At 66.6% G+C, this 19314-nt stretch carries 19 protein-coding genes; 10 read left to right on the top strand and 9 right to left on the bottom strand.

Annotation, left to right across the window (positions count from 1 at the left end; translation table 11 throughout):
• Nucleotides 1-72: 72 nt before the first annotated feature.
• Nucleotides 73-1611 (bottom strand): GGDEF domain-containing protein, encoded by a 1539-nt coding sequence (locus tag HUT07_RS18630; protein WP_176022156.1) that lies wholly within the window; start codon nucleotides 1609-1611, stop codon nucleotides 73-75.
• 105 nt (nucleotides 1612-1716) lie between these two features.
• On the opposite strand from HUT07_RS18630, the gene HUT07_RS18625 reads away from it, so the two are divergent.
• From HUT07_RS18625 to HUT07_RS18615, 3 genes are all read left to right on the top strand, one after another.
• A complete protein-coding gene (locus tag HUT07_RS18625; RefSeq protein WP_176022155.1) occupies nucleotides 1717-2352 on the top strand; it encodes an NAD-dependent dehydratase in 636 nt (211 codons plus the stop codon).
• Nucleotides 2352-3059, top strand: a complete 708-nt coding sequence (locus tag HUT07_RS18620) for a YafY family protein (protein ID WP_176022154.1) — start codon at nucleotides 2352-2354, stop codon at nucleotides 3057-3059. Before HUT07_RS18625 ends, HUT07_RS18620 begins: the two co-directional genes overlap by 1 nt.
• Nucleotides 3060-3282: 223 nt before the next feature.
• The gene (locus HUT07_RS18615; RefSeq protein WP_176022153.1) at nucleotides 3283-3669 is read left to right on the top strand and encodes a VOC family protein; all 387 of its coding nucleotides are present in this window, start codon (nucleotides 3283-3285) and stop codon (nucleotides 3667-3669) included.
• Nucleotides 3670-3786: 117 nt separating this feature from the next.
• Here HUT07_RS18615 and HUT07_RS18610 read toward each other — a convergent pair whose 3' ends face one another.
• Genes HUT07_RS18610 through pdhA form a run of 4 tightly spaced genes read right to left on the bottom strand, consistent with a single transcriptional unit; the run spans nucleotide 3787 to nucleotide 7675 of the window.
• Nucleotides 3787-5181 carry a dihydrolipoamide acetyltransferase family protein gene (locus tag HUT07_RS18610; RefSeq protein WP_176022152.1) on the bottom strand — a complete coding sequence of 465 codons (1395 nt, stop codon included), beginning with the start codon at nucleotides 5179-5181 and terminating at the stop codon, nucleotides 3787-3789.
• On the bottom strand, nucleotides 5178-5531 hold the full coding sequence (locus tag HUT07_RS18605; RefSeq protein ID WP_025874583.1) for an SH3 domain-containing protein: 354 nt from the start codon (nucleotides 5529-5531) through the stop codon (nucleotides 5178-5180). The genes HUT07_RS18610 and HUT07_RS18605 overlap by 4 nt, the downstream gene beginning before the upstream one ends.
• Nucleotide 5532: 1 nt before the next feature.
• Nucleotides 5533-6600 (bottom strand): alpha-ketoacid dehydrogenase subunit beta, encoded by a 1068-nt coding sequence (locus HUT07_RS18600; protein ID WP_025874584.1) that lies wholly within the window; start codon nucleotides 6598-6600, stop codon nucleotides 5533-5535.
• The gene (pdhA, locus tag HUT07_RS18595) at nucleotides 6593-7675 is read right to left on the bottom strand and encodes a pyruvate dehydrogenase (acetyl-transferring) E1 component subunit alpha (RefSeq protein WP_089237414.1); all 1083 of its coding nucleotides are present in this window, start codon (nucleotides 7673-7675) and stop codon (nucleotides 6593-6595) included. Before pdhA ends, HUT07_RS18600 begins: the two co-directional genes overlap by 8 nt.
• Nucleotides 7676-8000: 325 nt before the next feature.
• Between pdhA and HUT07_RS18590 the strand changes: the two genes are divergently transcribed.
• The 4 genes from HUT07_RS18590 (at nucleotide 8001) to HUT07_RS18575 (ending at nucleotide 12440) form a co-directional block, all read left to right on the top strand.
• Nucleotides 8001-8876, top strand: coding sequence for a tryptophan 2,3-dioxygenase family protein (locus HUT07_RS18590; RefSeq protein WP_176022151.1), 876 nt, complete (start codon nucleotides 8001-8003; stop codon nucleotides 8874-8876).
• Nucleotides 8877-9055: 179 nt separating this feature from the next.
• Nucleotides 9056-10555: an oligopeptide:H+ symporter gene (locus tag HUT07_RS18585; protein ID WP_176022150.1), complete on the top strand. Its 1500-nt coding sequence runs from the start codon at nucleotides 9056-9058 to the stop codon at nucleotides 10553-10555.
• Nucleotides 10556-10571: 16 nt separating this feature from the next.
• Nucleotides 10572-11174: a thioredoxin family protein gene (locus HUT07_RS18580; protein WP_176022149.1), complete on the top strand. Its 603-nt coding sequence runs from the start codon at nucleotides 10572-10574 to the stop codon at nucleotides 11172-11174.
• A 126-nt stretch (nucleotides 11175-11300) separates the two neighbouring features.
• Nucleotides 11301-12440 (top strand): hypothetical protein, encoded by a 1140-nt coding sequence (locus HUT07_RS18575; protein WP_176022148.1) that lies wholly within the window; start codon nucleotides 11301-11303, stop codon nucleotides 12438-12440.
• A 50-nt stretch (nucleotides 12441-12490) separates the two neighbouring features.
• Here HUT07_RS18575 and HUT07_RS18570 read toward each other — a convergent pair whose 3' ends face one another.
• From HUT07_RS18570 to HUT07_RS18560, 3 genes are all read right to left on the bottom strand, one after another.
• Nucleotides 12491-13552, bottom strand: a complete 1062-nt coding sequence (locus HUT07_RS18570; protein ID WP_176022147.1) for a PDDEXK nuclease domain-containing protein — start codon at nucleotides 13550-13552, stop codon at nucleotides 12491-12493.
• 20 nt (nucleotides 13553-13572) lie between these two features.
• The gene (locus HUT07_RS18565) at nucleotides 13573-13800 is read right to left on the bottom strand and encodes a hypothetical protein (RefSeq protein WP_176022146.1); all 228 of its coding nucleotides are present in this window, start codon (nucleotides 13798-13800) and stop codon (nucleotides 13573-13575) included.
• Nucleotides 13801-14510: 710 nt separating this feature from the next.
• Nucleotides 14511-15005 (bottom strand): MarR family winged helix-turn-helix transcriptional regulator, encoded by a 495-nt coding sequence (locus tag HUT07_RS18560; protein ID WP_049467584.1) that lies wholly within the window; start codon nucleotides 15003-15005, stop codon nucleotides 14511-14513.
• Nucleotides 15006-15134: 129 nt separating this feature from the next.
• Between HUT07_RS18560 and hppD the strand changes: the two genes are divergently transcribed.
• Both hppD and hmgA read left to right on the top strand, forming a co-directional pair.
• On the top strand, nucleotides 15135-16247 hold the full coding sequence (gene hppD, locus HUT07_RS18555; RefSeq protein ID WP_176022145.1) for a 4-hydroxyphenylpyruvate dioxygenase: 1113 nt from the start codon (nucleotides 15135-15137) through the stop codon (nucleotides 16245-16247).
• A gap of 102 nt (nucleotides 16248-16349) precedes the next feature.
• Nucleotides 16350-17648 carry a homogentisate 1,2-dioxygenase gene (gene hmgA / locus HUT07_RS18550; RefSeq protein ID WP_176022144.1) on the top strand — a complete coding sequence of 433 codons (1299 nt, stop codon included), beginning with the start codon at nucleotides 16350-16352 and terminating at the stop codon, nucleotides 17646-17648.
• A 323-nt stretch (nucleotides 17649-17971) separates the two neighbouring features.
• Here the strand turns inward: hmgA and HUT07_RS18545 are convergent, their stop codons facing one another.
• On the bottom strand, nucleotides 17972-18508 hold the full coding sequence (locus HUT07_RS18545) for a hypothetical protein (protein WP_176022143.1): 537 nt from the start codon (nucleotides 18506-18508) through the stop codon (nucleotides 17972-17974).
• Between the two features lie 122 nt (nucleotides 18509-18630).
• Between HUT07_RS18545 and HUT07_RS18540 the strand changes: the two genes are divergently transcribed.
• Nucleotides 18631-19275, top strand: a complete 645-nt coding sequence (locus HUT07_RS18540; protein WP_176022142.1) for a hypothetical protein — start codon at nucleotides 18631-18633, stop codon at nucleotides 19273-19275.
• Nucleotides 19276-19314: the final 39 nt, after the last annotated feature.

Below are 19314 nucleotides of genomic sequence, written 5' to 3'. Positions count from 1 at the left end.
CGGCTGCTCTACGGCGCTGCGCGCCGCCGCCCGGGCATGGGCTCGGGCGCTACAGAGTCGCTACGCGGTCTACTACCCGGCGTGCACCCGGTTCTTGCCTTCGCGCTTGGCCACATACAGGGCGTCATCGGCGCGCCGCAGCAACGTATCGGCATCGTCTCCCGGCTGCCATTGCGAAAGCCCCGCACTGAAATGCACCGGTACCCGCCGGTCCTGCACGGTCAGCACGCGATGTGCCAGTGAACGCTGCAGGCGCTGCACGGTGGCCATGCTGTCCGCGCCGGGGGTTTCCGGAAGTACCAGCACGAACTCGTCGCCGCCCAGCCGGGCGATGCCATCGGTGGCACGCAGCAGCAGGCGGCATACCGCCACCAGGTGCTGCAGCAGTGCGTCGCCGCCGGCGTGGCCGTGTTCGTCGTTGGTCTGGTGGAAATCATCCAGGTCGATCACCGCCAGCCCCAGCGGCGAACTGTTGCGTGCGGCGCGGGCCAGTTCGCGTTGCAGCAGTTCATCCAGGCCCCGCCGGTTCAGGGCCTGGGTCAGCGGGTCGATACGCGCCAGATCGCCGGCTGCGCGCAGATCCTGTTCCAGCTGGTTGATACGCTGCTCGGCGCGCTCCACTTCCTGCCGCGCGCTGGCCAGATGATCGCGCGCCTGCGCGGCCTGCAGCTGCACCTTGCCGGTGTCCTGCATCACTTCCTGCAGCAGGTGGTTGAGGTCGGCGATGCTGCGGGCCTCGCGCAGCTGCAGCGCGTAGCTGCCGATGCGATCGTGGTATTCCCCGGTGCTGGCAGCCATGCCGTCCATGCGCTCGATGAACTCGCCCATCAACCCGCGCATGGCCGCTTTCGAATCGTCGATTCCCTGCCGCAGCAGGCCCTGCTTGTAGATCACTTCGCGCAGCTCGGCGCGGGTGCGCTCGACCGATTCGGCTTCCAGCGGCCCGGCCAGCAGCTGGCGCACGGCTGCGATCTGACCCTGCAGCCAGCTGCGGTCATCCAGCAGCTCGCTGACGTTCTCCAGCAGCAGTGCGAACAACTCCAGCAGCAGTGCCTGTTGTTCCTGCCAGCTTTCGGCGCGCACGCCGATCTGGTGACCCAGCTCGCGCGCACCTTGTTCGATCGGCTCCAGTGCCGCGCCCGGCTGCCACTGGCGCAGGCGCCCGGCCAGCGCCTGTGCCTGATCGCGCAGATCAGGATCGTGCTGCAGCAGCGCCACCATCGCGCCACCCAGCAGCAAGCGCAGCTGTTCGGACAGGCGCAGGCTGTCGGGCTGGCCATCGGGCGAGTGCTGGTCGATGGTGCGGATGTATTTGTCGATCAGTTGCCGCATTGCCCGGCCATAACGCGGCCAGTCGGCACTGGCCTGTGCCGATTGCAGGCGATCACCCATGTCGCCCAGCTCGCCGGGCAGGGTGGCCATGCCATTGGCAAAGGCGGCCAGCAGCGGCTCGGGCGCATCGGCCCCGGCAAACAGCTGCTGCAACGCCACGCCGCTACCGCCCTGCAGTACCACCCGATCGCCGCGCCCGTCATCAGCCACCGCGCGCACGCGCGCAGGCGACCCGATGGCGGTACCGGGGGCAGGGCGGGGGTCGGGCTGGTCCGTCATGGAGCAAATCCTGGGGTGGCAGGGGACTGGTCACAGCATATCGGCGCAACCGGCGATGGCTTGAACCGATAGGATGGGCGACAGGATGCCGCAGTGGAGGTGGGTATGCGTGTGATGCTGCTGGGGGCGACGGGGCTGGTGGGTGGGCTGGCCCTGCCGATGCTGCTGGACGACCCGCGCTGTCGCGCTGTGGTGGCACCGACCCGGCGGCCGCTGGCCCTGCGCGACCCGAAACTGCATGCGCCGGTGCTGGACTTCGATCAGCTGCCGGATGCGCCGGGCTGGGCACCGGTGGATGCGGTGGTGTGCGCGTTGGGCAGCACCATGGCCCAGGCGGGAAGCCGCGAGGCTTTCTACCGGATCGACCACGACTACCCACTCGCCTTCGCCCGCCTGGCCAGGACTCAGGGCGCCCGTGCCTTCGTACTGAATTCGGCGGCGGGGGCCAATCCGGGTTCGTCCATCTTCTACAGCCGGGTAAAGGGCGAACTGGAGCGCGATCTGCGTGCGCTGGGCTTCGCTTCACTGACCCTGGTCCGGCCGGGCCTGATCGGCGGCCACCGCCCACAGGCGCGTCGCGGTGAACAGCTCGCTCTGCAGGTGCTGGGCGCGCTGCGGCCGGTGCTGCCGCGTGCGTGGCGTATCAACCCTGCTACGCATATCGCGCGGGCGCTGGTGAACGCGGCACTGGCGCCAGCGCCGGGCGAGCACGTGGTGGCCTCGAAAGACCTGGTGGACTGATGTCGCGTGCGCTGCGCCTGACCCAGTTGCTGCAGGTGCTGCGCCGCCACCGCCGGGCAGTGGTCGGGCAGGCACTGGCCGATGAGCTGGGCATCAGCCTGCGTACGCTGTACCGCGACATCGAAACACTGCGCGAGCAGGGCGCCGACCTGCGCGGGGAAGCCGGTGTCGGCTATCAGTTGGAACCGGGCGACGTGCTGCCGCCGTTGACGTTGCCACCGGCCGAGATCGACGCGCTGGTGCTGGGCCTGCGCTGGGTGGCGGCGCGTACCGAACCGGCGTTGGCCGAGGCCGCACGCGATGCGTTGGCGCGCATCGCCCATGTGCTGCCTGCGGCGCGACGTGAAGCACTGCGTGACAGCGGCCTGCGCGTGGGCCCGTCGCGTACGGCGGCAACGGTGCCACCGGCGCGCCTGCAGGCCGTGCGCGAAGCGGTGGGCACGCAGCAGCGGCTGCAGTTCGCCTATGAAGATGCGCAGGGGCGGCGCAGCGAGCGCGTGGTCTGGCCGTTCGCACTGGGGTACTTCGATGAAGTGCCGATGCTGGCTGCGTGGTGCGAGGGCCGCGAGGATTTCCGCCATTTCCGCCTGGACCGTATCCGCCAAGTGCGCGCACTGCCGGATCACTATCTTGTGCCGCGCGCCACCTTGCTACGGCGCTGGCAGAAGGCGCAGGGCATCGCCCCGGATTGGCTGGATCGCTCGTGACGTAGCGCCTTTGGTAGAGGTCGAGCTTGCTCGACTGCTTTTGCTCTTTGCTCTCCGCTCTCGGTAGATGTCGAGCTTGCTCGACTGCTTCTGATCTTCGCGGAGAGCAGTCGAGCAAGCTCGACATCTACCAGAGCCAGGGCGTGAGCAGGCTCGATGCTGCTGACAGGAACTGTCAGCAGGGCAGGGCAATGATGGGCGCTCCCAACAACGGAGGTTCCCCATGTTCAAGCCCAGCACGCTGTTGCAGTACGTGCGCGACGTCGCCACCAGCGCCACGTTCTACAGCGACATCCTCGGCAAAGCGCCGGTCGAGCAGTCACCCGGCTTCGCCCTGTTCCTGCTCGGCGATGGCGTCGCACTGGGCCTGTGGCAGCGCGACGGCGTGCAGCCGCCGGTGAGCGCGGAGGCAGGCGCCGCCGAGCTGGCGATGGTGGTCGCCAATCCTGATGAAGTGCAGCAGTTGCACGATGCATGGCGCTCGCTGGGCGTGCAGATCACCCAGGCACCGGTGACGCTGGAGTTTGGCCACACCTTCGTCGGCGTCGATCCCGATGGCCACCGCCTGCGTGTCTACAGCCGCGCCGAGGGTTTGGTGGCGCGCGATTGATCCGCGTGAAGTAGATCCACGCCATGCGTGGATGCGGGCAAAAAAACGCCGGGCAGTGCCCGGCGTTTTCTATTCATGTGCCAACCAACGGTTGGCACCCACCGATCAGGTCGTCGATCAGCTGGCCAGTGCCAGGTCGTCCATCATCGCGCGCAGGAAGCGTGCTGCTTCACCGCCCGTGGCAGCGCGGTGGTCGAACGTTACCGACAGCGGGATCACCTTGTGCGCTTCCACGCCGCCCATCACCGGGGTCATCTGGTGGCGGGCACGACCGGCACCGACGATGGCCACGCACGGCGGCACCACGACCGGGGTCGCGTAGCGGCCGGCGAACATGCCGAAGTTGGACAGCGAGATGGTGTAGCCGCTCAGTTCCGAAGCGGCGATCGAACGCGCTTCCACCTGCTCGCGCAGACGGTTCACGCCTTCGCGGATGCCGCGTGCGTCCAGCATGTCGGCATTGCGCAGCGCCGGCACGAACAGGCCGTCGTCGGTGTCCACGGCGATGCCGATGTCCACCTGCGCGTGCAGGGTGCGGGTCAGCGCTTCACCGTCGAACCAGGCGTTCATCGCCGGCACCTTCTGCGCGGCGACCACGATCGAGCGCACCAGGCGCGCGGTAACGTCGTTGCCCGGCAGCCAGGCGTGGATGTCGGCGTCGTCGTTCAGCGTGGTCGGCACGACCTTGCTGTGCGCATCGGCCATGACGCGGGCCATGTTGCGGCGCACGCCCTTCAGCGGTTCCGGCTGGCCCTTGGCGACCACGCCCGGCGGCTGGGTGCGCATCGGCTTGCCGGCGGCGGACAGCGGGGTACGCGCTTCGCTCTGCACCGGGGCAGACACCTGCGCCGGGGCCGGCGCGGCATACGCGGCGGCGGCAACCGGTGCCGGGGTGGCGCCGATCTTCGCGCTGCCATCGGCGGCAGCCTGCTTGACGTCGGCCATGGTCACCGCGCCATCGGTGCCGGTGGCACGCACGCGGCTCAGGTCCACGCCCAGCTTGCGCGCGGTGGCACGCACGGCCGGTACGGCCTTGACGCCGCCAACGGCCAGCGCCTGTTCGGCATGCACCGCGTTGGAGCTCTGCATCGCGCCAACCACGGTGCCGGCGTCATCACGCTCGGCGGCGGCCGGCTTGGCTTCTTCAGCAGCTACCGGGGCGGCTGCGGTCGGCAGCGGCGGCGGTGTCGGTGCGGCAGGTGCTGCCGGCGCGGCATGGCCGTGGCTGTGGCCGGTGTCCTGGCCGTCAGCGCGCTGCGGCAGGTTCGGGTCCAGCGCGAAGCTGGCCAGCACCGCGCCGGTCGGGATGATGTCGCCGGCAGCGCCGGACAGCTTCAGCACCGTGCCGGAGAACGGCGAGGGCACTTCGACAACGGCCTTGGCGGTCTCCATCGAGACCAGCGGCTCGTCCAGCTTGATCACATCGCCTTCCTTGACGAACCACTCGACGATGGTCGCGTCCGGCAGGCCTTCGCCCAGGTCGGGCAGGTTGAAGTTCTTGGTCTGGCTCATTTGCAGTTCTCTTCCAGCAGTTCCAGTTCGCGGGCAGGCAACCAGCCCGTCGCGCCATTGGCGCGCTCGGACCACCACCACCCGCCGTGTTCGTGATGAAGCTTGACCATCTCGCCGTTCTCCACATCCAGCTCGCGGGCGTCATAGTCGCGCAGGGCTTCTGCGCGACCATCGTCCAACAGCTGCAACCACGCTACCGGTGCCCAGCCGGCGCGCCCATCACTGGTGCGCACCCAGGCAAACGCCGGCCATTCCTCGTCACGTACACCTACTTCGACGATCTGGCCGGTGCGGAACCGGAGCGGGTTGGGATACTGGCTGCGGTAAGCCCCGAGAAGGCGGGCCCGCATGTCAGCCTGCCGCCACCGCGCGCTTGGCCGCCGCCACGATCCGCTCCACGCTCGGCAGATACTTCATCTCCAGGCGGAACAGCGGAATGTGGGTGTCGTAACCGGTAACGCGCTCGACCGGGGCCAGCAGGTCGTAGATCGATTCCTCGGCCAGGCGTGCGGCGATTTCCGCGCCGAAGCCCGCGGTCTTCGGGGCCTCCTGCACGATCACGCAGCGGCCGGTCTTGGCCACCGACTCGGCGATGGTGGCGAAGTCCAGCGGACGCAGCGTGGCCACGTCGATGACTTCGGCACTGATGCCTTCGCCGGCCAGCTTGTCGGCCGCTTCCAGCGCTTCCTTCACCTGCGCGCCCCAGGTCACCAGGGTCACATCGGTGCCATCGCGCAGCACGAAGCACACGTCCAGCGGCAAGGCCTCGCCGTCGTTGACGACCACTTCCTTGTACTGGCGATAGATGCGCTTGGGCTCCATGTAGATCACCGGATCCGGTTCGCGGATCGCGGCCAGCAGCAGGCCATAGGCGCGCTGCGGCGAAGACGGCAGCACCACGCGCAGGCCCGGCACGTTGGTGAAGATCGCTTCGTTGGCTTCGCTGTGGTGTTCCGGTGCGCGGATGCCACCACCCCACGGCACGCGCAGCACCATCGGGCAGTGCAGGCGGCCACGGGTGCGGTAACGCAGGCGCGCAGCGTGGCAGATGATGTGGTCGACCATCGGGTACATGAAGCCGTCGAACTGGGCTTCTGCCACCGGCTTCATGCCCTGTGCGGCCAGGCCGATGGTGAGGCCGGCGATGGTGGTTTCATCCAGCGGGGTGTCGAGGATGCGGTCGGCGCCGAAGCGCTGCTGCAGGCCTGCGGTGGCGCGGAACACGCCGCCGTTGACGCCCACGTCTTCGCCCAGCACCAGCACCGACTTGTCGTGCTCCAGCTCCCAGGCCAGCGCCTGGGTGATGGCTTCGATGAGGGTGATCGGGGTATCGGTCATGTTCTGTTCTCCGCGCGCGACGGCAGCGCTGTCGGCGGCGTTGGTGTGCGCGCTGGACGCGCCGTTCTTGATCTCATCCATGACGCTGCTCCAGGGCGATCGCCTGGGCGCGCTGTGCCAGCAGGTCCTGCGGCGGGTCGGCATAGAGGAAATCGAACATCGCCTCGACCGGCTGCACCGGCGTGTTGAGGTAGAGGTTCACTTCCTCGTCCACGCGCTTGCCGCACTCGGCGGTCCAGGCGGCTTCTTCTTCCTCGCTCCACACACCGGCGTTGGTCAGGTACTTGCGCAGGCGCAGCATCGGCTCACGCTGCCAGGCATCCTTCACTTCGGCGTCGTCGCGGTAGCGGCGTGCGTCGTCGGCGGTGGTGTGATCGGACAGGCGATAGGTCATCAGTTCCAGCACGGTGCCACCGTCGCCGGCCAGCGCACGTTCGCGCGCCTGCAGCATGGCGGCCATCACCGCGATCAGATCGTTGCCGTCCACCTGCAGGCAGTGCAGGCCGCCGGCCAGGCCCTTCTGTGCCAGCGTCTCGGCACCGGTCTGTGCCGAACGCGGGACCGAGATGGCCCAGCCGTTGTTGACGATGCACAGGATCAGCGGCAGCTTGTAGGCACCTGCCGAATTCAGCGCAGCGTAGAAGTCGGTCTTGGAGCTGCCGCCATCGCCACACACGGCCACGGCGATCTGCTGTTCCTTGTTGAGCTTGAACTTCAGCGCGGCGCCTGCGGCGTGCAGGCACTGGGTGGAAATCGGCACGCAGAACGGGAAGTCCTTGGCCGCATTGCCGCCATAGTCGTTGCCGCGCTCATCGCCGCCCCAGTACATCAGTACGTCGTGCGGGCGCACGCCACGCATGAACATGGCGCCGTACTCGCGGTAGGACGGTGCGAACACGTCGTCCTTCTGCATCGATGCGCCGATGCCCACATGCGCGGCTTCGTGGCCGAGGCAGGCGGCGTAGGTGCCCAGCTTGCCGGTGCGCTGCAGCGCGATCGACTTGCCGTCGAACACGCGCACGAACAGCATCTGCTTGAACATCGGCAGCAACGCGCGCGGGTCGCGCAGGGCTTCGGGCAGATCATCGCGGACGAGCGTGCCGTCCGTGTCCAGATACTGCAGGTATTCGATCTTGAACTCAGCGGCAACCGTCATTGCGTACTGCACCTTCGACAGAGAAGTTACAAATGATATGAATCGCCATGTTAAGGAATGCGTACGAAAAAGCCGTCCTGCGGCGCAGCACGGCCGACCGGCCTTTGTACCCCCTTCCAGGTGCATGATGCCAATAACTTCAACGTATTCAGCCATTGCTGCAAAGCATCACAAACCGCCCAGTGCTGAGCGCCAGTAGAACGGCGCAAACGGTTCCACGCGCAACGGCCGTTCCACAGCCCCACCGCACGCCCCGGTACGGTCACCGCGGCTGCCAGCACGGCAGCAACGCGCTACCCTTGCCGCCCCCGATCTGGTCCCGCCCATGTCCGTCGACAACAACCAACGCGATCTCGAAGCCGGTATCCACACCGATCTGCAGGGGCGGCTGACCTATGGCGGCTACCTGCGGCTGGACCAACTGCTCAGCGCGCAGCAGCCATTGTCCAACCCGCCGCATCACGACGAGATGCTCTTCATCATCCAGCACCAGACCTCAGAGTTGTGGCTGAAGCTGCTGGGCCACGAGCTGGGTGCGGCGATCGGCTTCCTGCAGCGCGACGAAGTCTGGCAGTGCCGCAAGGTGCTGGCGCGCAGCAAGCAGGTGCTGCGCCAGCTGACCGAGCAGTGGTCGGTACTGGAAACGCTCACCCCGTCCGAGTACATGGGTTTCCGCGACGTGCTGGGCCCGTCCTCGGGCTTCCAGTCGCTGCAGTACCGCTACATCGAGTTCCTGCTGGGCAACAAGAACGCACAGATGCTGCAGGTGTTCGAGCACGACACGGCCGGGCAGGCGCAGCTGCGCACCGTGCTGGAGGCGCCGAGCCTGTACGAGGAGTTCCTGAAGTACCTGGCCCGCTTCGGCCATGCCGTGCCGGCGGTGTACGAGGCGCACGACTGGACCCAGCCGCATGTGGCCGATGACGCATTGCAGCCGGTCTTCGAACGCATCTACCAGGACACCGACCGCTACTGGCGCGAGTATTCGCTGTGCGAGGACCTGGTGGACCTGGAAACCGCCTTCCAGCTGTGGCGATTCCGACACATGCGCACGGTGATGCGGGTGATCGGCTTCAAGCGCGGCACCGGCGGCTCGTCCGGGGTGGGCTTCCTCGCCAAGGCGCTGGAACTGACCTTCTTCCCCGAATTGTTCCAGGTACGCACCACGCTGCAGGTCGCGGGCCCGCCGGATCTGGCCTGACCCCCATTCAGCTTGGCCGCCCGCGGCTGGCTGGATCGTTTCAGATGCAAGTTCAGCGAGCAGGTAGCGACCTGCCTCAAACGGCGTGTATTTGACGTGAACGCCAGAAGTCGGTGATCCTCGCGCGTTGCTTCACCGCACATCGGACGTGCCTCCATCCACCGAACCAGGAATTCCGCATGAGCGTAAACGCCACTGCGAACACCCCAGAGCCGGCACTGCCGGACTTCAACACCACGATGGGCCACCCGCGCCCGTTGTGGATGCTGTTCATGACCGAGTTCTGGGAGCGCTTTGCGTTCTACGGCATCCGTTGGGCGTTGGTGCTGTACATCGTTGCCCAGTTCTACAACGGCAACGCTGCCGGTGAAGGCGACGCCAGCCGCATCTACGGCGCCTACCTGGCGCTGGTGTATGCCGCCGCCATCTTCGGCGGCTACGTGGCCGACCGGGTACTGGGTTACCAGCGCTCGATCCTGACCGGCGCGGTCATCATGGCCGTCGGCCTGTTCATGATCTCGCTGCCGCAGGAGCACATCTTCAAGCTCGGCCTGGCCACGATCATCGTCGGCAACGGCCTGTTCAAGCCCAACATCTCGACCATGGTCGGCAAGCTGTACGGCCTGAAGGACGAACGCCGCGACTCGGGCTTCACCATCTTCTACATGGGCATCAACATCGGCGCGATGATCGCCCCGGTGCTGACCGAGTACCTGGCCCGCAAGGTCTTCGGTACCTCGGAAATGCCGTCGTACAAGGTCGTGTTCATCGCCTCCGGCGTGGGCATGCTGATTTCGCTGGTGTGGTTCTACATCGGTCGTGCCGGCCTGAAGGGCATCGGTGCACCGCCGGCCGGCGCTGAAGGCTTCGGCCGCATCATCATGGTGCTGGTGGGTTCGCTGTTCGCCATTCCGGTGGCCTACTTCCTGCTCGCCACCGGCGCCACCGCGCTGGCCTGGATCCTCGGCGTCATGTTTGCCGCCCTGGCCGTGCTGCTGCTGGTGGAAGGCATCCGCGAGGGCAAAGTGCAGCGCGACCGCGTGATCGCCATGCTGATCATCTTCGCCTTCAACGTCATGTTCTGGATGTTCTTCGAACAGGCTGGCAGCTCCTTCACCTTCCTGGCGGAGAACATCGTCAACCGCCAGATGGGCGAGTGGACCTTCCCGACCGCGTGGTTCCAGTCGGTCAACTCGGTGGCCATCATCACCCTGGCGCCGATCATCGCCTGGATCTGGGTGGCCCTGGGCCGCGCCAATCCGTCCATTCCGCGCAAGTTCGGCCTGGGCCTGCTGTTCAATGGTGCTGCCTTCGCGCTGCTGATGTACGCGCTGTCGCAAATGGTCGTGGACGGCAAGATCCCGTTCTGGACCCTGTTCATGGTCTACGTCATCCAGTCGGTCGGTGAGCTGTGCCTGTCGCCGATCGGCCTGTCGATGGTGACCAAGCTGGCCCCGGTGCGCCTGGTCGGCTTCGGCATGGGCGGCTGGTTCCTGTCCACCGGCATCGGCAACAACCTGTCGGGCATCTTCGCCGGCGTGGTCAGTGGTGAAGGCGGCATGACGGTCGAATCGGCCCTGAAGGGGTATACCTTCGGTTTCTGGGCCTTGATCGGTTCGGGTGTGATCCTGTTCCTGGTCGCACCGCTGATCAACAAGCTGATGCACGGCGTGAAGTAATGAGAGGGTAGTGGGCATGCGTACAACGTTCGGTGGTGCAGTGGTGGCAGTGGTGTGTGCGGCGCTGATCGGCGCTTGTTCGCAGCCTCAACCTCCCGCGGCCCCCGAACCCACGCAGCCCCTCGATACCCGCCCCACCGAGCCACCGGTCGCTGACCCCAGCGAACCGGTGGCCTCGGGCAACACCCCCGCAGCGGCCGACATCGCCGCCATTGCAGGGCTCGGTGCGCAGTTCGACCCGACCCGCAACGCCGCTGCCGACCTGGAAACCGCCAAGGTCGAAGCCCAGCGCGGCAACAAACGGATCATCCTGGAAGTGGGCAACGCCGCTTGCGAGCCCTGCCATGCGCTGGATGAAGCCGTGGAAGGCGATGGCGATCTGCGCCGCTTCCGTGATGCCCACTTCGTCTGGGTAAAGATCAACGACAGTGCCGAGAATGCGAACACGGCCTTCCTGGGCCAGTTCCCGCCGCTGCAAGGTGAGCATCCGCACCTGCTGGTGATCGATGCCGACGGCACCCTGCTGGCGCCGCAGCCCAGCGAAGCGATGCACAAGGGCAAGACGGTGCAGACCGCACGGGTGATGGCATTCCTCAAACAGTGGGCACCTGACCGCTAGCGCTGGGCGGCCCCGCAGCTTCGCCACTGCCCGACCATCCACGCATGGCGCGGATCTACAGATCGATACCCTTCGGCCGTTAATGGCAAGGACCTCACTGCGCCACCCGGCGCGACCGGAGCGCCCATGCACAGCGACCACGCCGAACGCCTGCCCGAACCTGCCAGCCCGCTGGCCGAAGGTGGGGCACCCGATGGCGTGAGCCTGCCTGCCCAGGAAACCTTGCTGGACGACGCCGGCACCGGTGAAGACGCCCTTGAGCTGGCACCGCCGCGACATCGCTTGCCGCAGATCGCCTTGCCCGACAACGTGGTGCTGAAGGGCGCAGTGCAGAAGCTGGTGGAACAGAAGGCGCGGCTGGATCGACTCGCCGCCGAAGGACAGCTGGCCGGTCTGCTGCCGCCGGAATGGCACGGCAACGGCGTGCGCGCGATCGACCTGTCCAGTTTCGTGCAGGGCGTGCTGCCGTTCCTGCAGCCCGGCGAACGGGGTGAAACCGCACCGGCCCGCCTGCCGGTGCGCCATGTGCTGGGCGACGACAGCCGCTGGGGCCTGGCCGACGTACCCGAACCCAAGTCACTGGCCTGGTACCTGGCCAGCGATGATCGCGCCAACGCGGGCAGCAAGGATGTGGCCGAGGCCTATCTGGTCGGCGCGCTCGGCATGGCGTGGATGCAGGAAGGGCGCAGCCGCCCCGGCTTCCTGCGTGCGATGGACCAGGACAGCCTGGCGGCACGGGTGACCATGCTGGGCTACCCGCCGCCGAGCGAGCTGGCGCTGTACAGCGTGACCGCGCACGGCCAGCCACAGGTCTGGTGCGTGCATGGCCGGCGCAGGCTGCGCCCGCTGGTGGCGCCCTGGCTGAGCGTGCCGCTGCTGACCGCGTACGGCGTGCCTGCACCGGTGGCGTGGCCGGGCAGCTTCCCGCCGGTTGAAGCCGTGGCCGAGGCGATTGCCGCCGCGCGTCCGGGCAAGCTGCTGCCGGAAGTGGATCTGGGCAGAGTGGTCGCGAAGATCGCCGAAGACGCTTCGTCCGAGGCATGGCAGCCGGTCAGCCTGCTGCAGCTCAATACCTGGTCGCCGCGCTGGCCGTTCTTCCTGGGTACGTTCGTCGGCCTGCCGTCGCTGCTGCTGGTTACGGCCGCGCTGGCGTTGCCCGGGGCGGTTGAAGCGGCCACGGTTGCCGCCTCGCTGGGCTTTGCCGGTGGCGCCATCGGCGCGCTGGCGGTGCCGTGGATCCATGCGCGGCGCAAGCATCTGAGCTGAGCATGTGCCATCCGCGCGTGACGTGGGCCTGGTGATCCCCTGCGCGGTGGTTACTGGTCGAGCTCTGCCGTAGTGAGTTCCATGCGTTGCCGCGCACGCTCGGTCGCGGCCTGCAGCCGTTGCTTGAGAACTTCCCGGGAGGGAAGGGATGTCAGGTACTCCGCCACGTGGATGCCTGAGCGGTCCAGCTCCAGCAACTCGATCTGGCCCGCCTTCTTGCCCGTGCAAAGGATGATGCCCAGCGGTGCCTCTTCACCTTCCTCCCGCTCATAACGATCCAGCCAACGTAGATAGAGCTCCATCTGGCCTTTGTACGCTGGCTTGAAGTCACCGATCTTCAGTTCGACGGCCACCAGCCTGCGCAGGCGACGGTTGTAGAACAGCAGGTCGAGATGGAAGTCGTCGTCGTCGATCTGGATGCGTTTCTGGCGGGCGACAAAACTGAATCCCACTCCGAGTTCAAGCAGGAACCCCTGCATTTCACGCAGGATGGCGCCTTCCAGTTCCTGTTCGTCCCAGCACTCCTTCAGCCCGAGAAAATCCAGTACGTACGGGTCGCGCAGGACCAGACCCGGCGTGAGCTGCTGGTTACTGCGCAATGCCGACAGCTCGTTGGCAATGGTCTGTTCCGGCTGGCTGGACAGTGCCGTGCGCTCGTACAGCATCGAGTCGATGCGCTGACGCAACATGCGGACACTCCAGCCTTCGGTGCTGGCCATCTGCGCGTAGAAGTCGCGCTTGAGCGGATCAGACAGCGGAATCAGTGCGATGAAATGGGTCCAGCTCAATTGTCGTAGCAGTGATACGACAATCTGCTCGTCGGCAAACGCGATGGAGAACTGCACCATCCTGCGCAGGCTCTTTTCACCGAACGAACCGCCGAACTCGGCAGCCAGCTTGCTGGCGATGCGCTTGAACAGGACCTCTCCATAGCGTGCCCGACGTCCACCCATCTGATCGACATGGATGCGACGTCCTATACGCCAGTAGAGCAGTGTCAGTTCGGCATTGACGGTCCTGACCATCCCGGCGCGGGCTGTGGATATCAATTGGCGGATATCAGCCAGCAGATCGTTGGTTTGCGGCAAGGTGGGGGGCGGTGTGTGGTCCATGAAAGTGCCTTCCAGCAGGGTCAGGGTTCAGCAATCACCCGCAGCGCACTGGCATAGCCCTTGGCGAGACTGGTCAGGTCGAGCAGCCGGTTCAACGACAGCAGCAGGCCTGGCTGGCAGGCCTTCAGTCGATGATGTTCGAACCACGCTTCGGTGACGGTTTCCAGCGTGGCCAGTGCTTCATCGATGCGCTGCAGGTCGGCTTCGCGATCGATGGGTTCGGTAGCGGGGTGATGGCGGCGTGTCATGGCGAAACTCCGTGGCGAGGCCGCCGGAAAGGCGGCAGGCGATGCGTGGTTGAAAGACCGTGATCCGAAGGAGGAACGGCGGCCATGCGGCCCCACGCACCGCCCGCCAAAGCGGGGCAGCGCGAGTCGTCGCCGCCCGCGATGGGCGGCGACGGGTGCGGCGTGGTTTCCTTCGGATCATCGGGCTTTCAACCCCGGCAGCGGTGCTCCGCTGCGCGCCTACTCTCGGACCGATGGAACCGGTCGTCCAATAGGCAATGCCACTCGATGCGCGAATTCCGATACAGCCGCTCTGTCGATCAGGACTCTACCGGCCCGATGCCGAAACATCAGGTGGTAATCGCGACACATCGAGTCGAACCCGGCCGAAAGACCGTTCGTCGGCGGGCCATGAAAACCACGCGATGCAGGTCATCGATGGCATGCGCCTGATCGACCACAGCGCAGCCCGCGACATCATCCGCGCATGGCAGGGATCCATGTGTCGACCAAGGTCGACACCTACCAACAGCAGCGGGAAATTGTCGAAGGCGGGGTGGTGTCGGATTGCGGGGTGTCCGCGGCATGGATGCCGCGGCCAAGCCCCCATGGATGGGTTTACGGCGTCTCCGCAATCCGACACCACCCCGCATCCCCTCAGGAAGGCCGCTTCTGCCTCGGTTCCTGCCCGTATGCCTCTGCAGGGCCCGGGGCGCAGCCCCGGAAACCCCTCAGACCCCTTCGCCCATCCGCTCCAGGCCATCCCCGGCCAGGCGCAGGATCAGCTTCTCCAGCACCTGCTCCTCTTCCTCGCTCAGCACCGACATCAGCTTGCGGGTGATCTCGATCACCATCGGCGCGATCGTCTCGTACACCTCGAACCCTGCCGCCGACAGCGCCAGCACCGAGCGCCGACGATCATCGCCATGGGTCTCACGCTTGATGAAACCACGTTCCAGCAGGCGGGCCACCGCGCGGCTGACCGCCACCTTGTCCATCGCCGTGCGGTCGGAGACCTCGCTGGCCGACGACCCCGGGTACAGCGCCAGGATGGTGATCACCCGCCACTCCGGGATGGCCAGGCCATAACGGTCGCCGTACAGCTTGGCGATGTTGCCGCTGACCCGGTTGGACAGCACGCTCAGCCGGTAGGGCAGGAACTGTTCCAGGTCGAGCAGGACGTGGGAGGCACGCAGGCGGGTCGAAACGGGATCGGCGGGGCTCATGTTGCGGTGCACCTTGCTGGTGGTTTCAAGTGTAACTATAAGTGTTGGGTCCGTACCCTGCATTCTCGCCGGGTCCAACCCCGCCCGCACCTGGTTTGTGCCGATGCGGCACCGATTCGGAGCCACGCCATGAATACCGCAGTCCCGTCCGCCTCGCATCCCAACCCCGGCATGCAGGTCACCACCTTCGAGAACCCGATGGGCATCGACGGCTTCGAGTTCGTCGAATTCGCCGCACCGGCCGGCCGTGGTGCCGAGCTGCACGAGTACTTCCGCAAGATGGGCTTCAGCGCGGTGCTCAAGCACAAGCAGCGTCCGATTACCGTCTATCGCCAGGGCGACGTCAACTTCCTGGTCAATGAAGACCCCGATTCGTTCGCGGCCGACTTCGCCGAAAAGCACGGCCCGTGCGCCTGCGGCTTCGCGATCCGCTTCAAGAAGCCGGGCGCGGAGGTCTACCAGACCGCGCTGGGCAACGGCGCTGAGGCCATCGCCTTCAAGCCGGAGAGCAAGGCGGTCAACGCGCCGGTCATCAAGGGCATCGGCGACTGCATGCTGTACCTGGTGGATCGCTACGGCGATGCCGGCAGCATCTTCGATGGCGACTACGAGCTGATCGCCGGCGCTGACCTGCGCCCGTTCGGCTTCGGCCTGACCTTCATCGACCACCTGACCCACAACCTGTACTTCGGCAACATGCAGCAGTGGTCGGACTACTACGAGCGCCTGTTCAACTTCCGCGAGATCCGCTACTTCGACATCAAGGGCCTGAAGACCGGCCTGGTGTCCAAGGCCATGACCGCGCCGGACGGCATCGTGCGCATTCCGCTGAACGAATCGTCCGACCCGAAGAGCCAGATCAACGAGTATCTGGATGCGTACAAGGGCGAGGGCATCCAGCACATCGCCTGCTTCACCGACAACATCTACGAGACCGTCGAAGCCATGCGCGCGCAGGGCGTGGATTTCCTCGACACGCCGGACACCTACTTCGACGTGATCGACCAGCGCGTGCCGAACCACGGTGAAGACGTCGCCCGCCTGGCCAAGAACAAGATCCTGATCGATGCCGATCCGGAAACCCACCAGCGCAAGCTGCTGCAGATCTTCACCCAGAACTGCATCGGCCCGATCTTCTTCGAGATCATCCAGCGCAAGGGCAACGAGGGCTTCGGCGAAGGCAACTTCACCGCGCTGTTCGAGAGCATCGAGCGCGACCAGATCCGCCGCGGCGTGCTGTAAGGTCGTCGGCAGCGCCGGGCCAGTCCCGGCGCCTGCTTGCCTGTAGGCCGAGCCATGCTCGGCTGCTTTCCGTTCCGGTCCCGCCGTACCCAGGAGCCCCCCATGTCCAGCGCCATCACAGCCCGCGGCTATCAGTCCGGTTTCGGCAACGAGTTCGCCACCGAGGCCGTTGCCGGCGCACTGCCCGTCGGCCAGAACTCGCCGCAGAAGGTGGCCCATGGCCTGTATGCCGAGCAGTTGACCGGTACCGCGTTCACCGCGCCGCGTGGCAGCAACCGCCGCAGCTGGCTGTACCGGATCCGTCCGGCGGTGACCCACGGCGAGTTCACTCCGTTTGCGCAATCGCAGCTGCAGTGCGATTTCGGTGCGCAGCCGGCCTCGCCGAACCAGCTGCGCTGGAGCCCGCTGCCGCTGCCGGAACTGCCGACCGATTTTGTCGAAGGCCTGTACACGATGGGCGGCAACGGTTCGCCCGACGCGCATGCCGGTGTCGGCATCCATCTGTATGCGGCCAACCGTGACATGGTCGGCCGCTACTTCTACGACGCCGACGGCGAACTGCTGATCGTGCCGCAGCTGGGCAGCCTGCGCCTGCTCACCGAGCTGGGCGTGATCGAGATCGAGCCGCAGCAGATCGCGGTGATCCCGCGTGGTGTCCGCTTCCGCGTGGAGCTGCCCGACGGCCCGAGCCGTGGCTACATCTGCGAGAACTACGGCGCGCTGCTGAAGCTGCCCGACCTGGGCCCGATCGGCTCCAACGGCCTGGCCAACCCGCGCGACTTCGAGACCCCGCATGCGGCGTTCGAAGACATCGACGGTGATTTCGAGCTGATCGCCAAGTTCGACGGCCGCCTGTGGCGTGCCCTGATCGATCATTCGCCGCTGGACGTGGTGGCCTGGCACGGCAACTACGCGCCGTACCGCTACGACCTGCGCCGCTTCAACACCATCGGCTCGATCAGCTACGACCACCCGGACCCGTCGATCTTCCTGGTGCTGCACTCGCCCAGCGACACCGCGGGCACCAGCAACATGGACTTCGCCATCTTCCCGCCGCGCTGGCTGGTGGCGCAGAACACGTTCCGCCCGCCGTGGTTCCACCGCAACATCGCCAGCGAGTTCATGGGCCTGGTGCATGGTGCCTACGACGCCAAGGCCGAAGGCTTCGTGCCGGGCGGTGCGTCGTTGCACAACTGCATGAGTGGCCACGGTCCGGATGCGCCGACCTTCGACAAGGCCTCCAGTGCAGACCTGTCCAAGCCGGACGTGATCAAGGACACCATGGCCTTCATGTTCGAGACCCGTGGGGTGATCCGCCCGACCGCGCAGGCGCTGGCCGCGGGCCACCGGCAGGGCGATTACCAGCAGTGCTGGAACGGCCTGCGCAACAATTTCCGTTGATCGTCCGCATCCACGCATGGCGTGGATCTACCAGGAAGCGCGATACCGTATCCACGCATGGCGTGGATCTACTGGGAAGCGCGATACCGTATCCACGCATGGCGTGGATCTACCGGGAGGCGCGATACCGTATCCACGCATGGCGTGGATCTACCGGGAGGCGCGATACCGCATCCACGCATGGCGTGGATCTACCGGGAGGCGCGATACCGCATCCACGCATGGCGTGGATCTACTGGGAAGCGCGATATCGCGCGCGGCGTGGATCCAACCGGGTTCGTGATGCAGTAGATCCACGCCATGCGTGGATGCTGTTCGCCGGATCAGGCGATAGCCGCGAACGCGCTGCAATGCTCCATCGGCAATGCCTCCATCAGCCGCTGCCGCACGCGTTGGCAGTAGCCTTCCGAGGTCAGCGTCGGCAGCACCTGCAGCGCTGATTGCATCACCTGCAGCACCTCGCCTTCGGCGCGCGCCTGCTGCAGGTCGCGGAACAACGCCGCTGCGTTGGGGTGCCGCTGCATCTCCAGGATTCCCAGCACATAGATGCGCGCGGCAACCAGCGAGCGACGGCGTTCGACCGGTGCTGGAGACGTGGCAGAGACTGGCGGCGCCAGGGGAGCAGTTGTCGCAATCGGCACGGGTTGCATGGAGCCGACGGCGTCCGCAGCGGTCACCAGGTAGCCGGCCTGGATCAGCTGGATCACCATCGCCGCCGCATCCTGCCCCAGCAGCGCGGTCAGCTCGGCGATGCTGCGCTGGCCATCACACAGGATCAGCAGCCGTCGCTGGCGCATGTCCAGCGGCGCGCGGTGGGCCTGCAGCGCGGTTCGGGCGAGGTCGGTCTTGCGCGGTTGCATGGGGGACAGCCAAGTCGGTGCTTGCCCAGCCTGAATGAGGGCGATGAAACCGCGATGACAATGCAGCGCCTGCACGCGCGCTGCGGTAGCGTGCTCCCACCCTGTGCCAAGGATCCGCACCGATGAAGCACCTCCCGATGGCCGGCCTGCTGCTGTTGTCGCTGGCCGCCTGCAACCGTAGTCCCGAAACCGCTACGCCGGACGCACCTCCTGCCGCAACCGCGCCGGCGAAGGATGCCTCCGTCCCCGCCGACGCCGATCTGGCCACCGCTTCGCCGGTGGACCCGCGCCGCGACAGCCCGGCCCGCCTGGATGGCTTCGGCGGTGCCACGCTGGGCGCCGGCATCGCCGAGGTCCGCAGTGGCTTCGGCACGCCGTTGCAGGGGCTGGGCACCGATGCCGCTGGCAAGCCGCTGCCGGCCGACGATGCCAACGAGGGCTGCTACTTCCTGCGCCCGCAGGACGCCGAAGACCCGCGCCTGATGTTCGAGGCACGCAAGCTGGTCCGCTACGACGTGCGCAGCCCGTCGATCGTCGCCCCCGGCGGCGGCCGGGTCGGCATGACCCTGGGTGAGCTGCAGGTGCTCTATCCCGAGCGCGCCGACGTCGGCCCGGACAAGTACGACGACAAGGCCCAGCATCTGCGCGTGCGCCCGGCGCAGGAAGGCGCGGCGATCATCGATTTCGCCCTCGGCGCTGACGGCAAGGTCGGTGCCTGGCGGGTCGGCAGGACCCCGCAGGTGGACTACGCCGAAGGCTGCGGCTGATCCGCCATCCTCGGCTCACCCGCAGCGGGTGGGCCGAGC

The sequence above is a fragment of the Stenotrophomonas sp. NA06056 genome (genome assembly GCF_013364355.1).
Taxonomy (GTDB): domain Bacteria; phylum Pseudomonadota; class Gammaproteobacteria; order Xanthomonadales; family Xanthomonadaceae; genus Stenotrophomonas.
The sequence above is the reverse complement of the archived record's forward strand: the minus strand, read 5'-3'. Positions and strand labels throughout refer to the sequence as shown.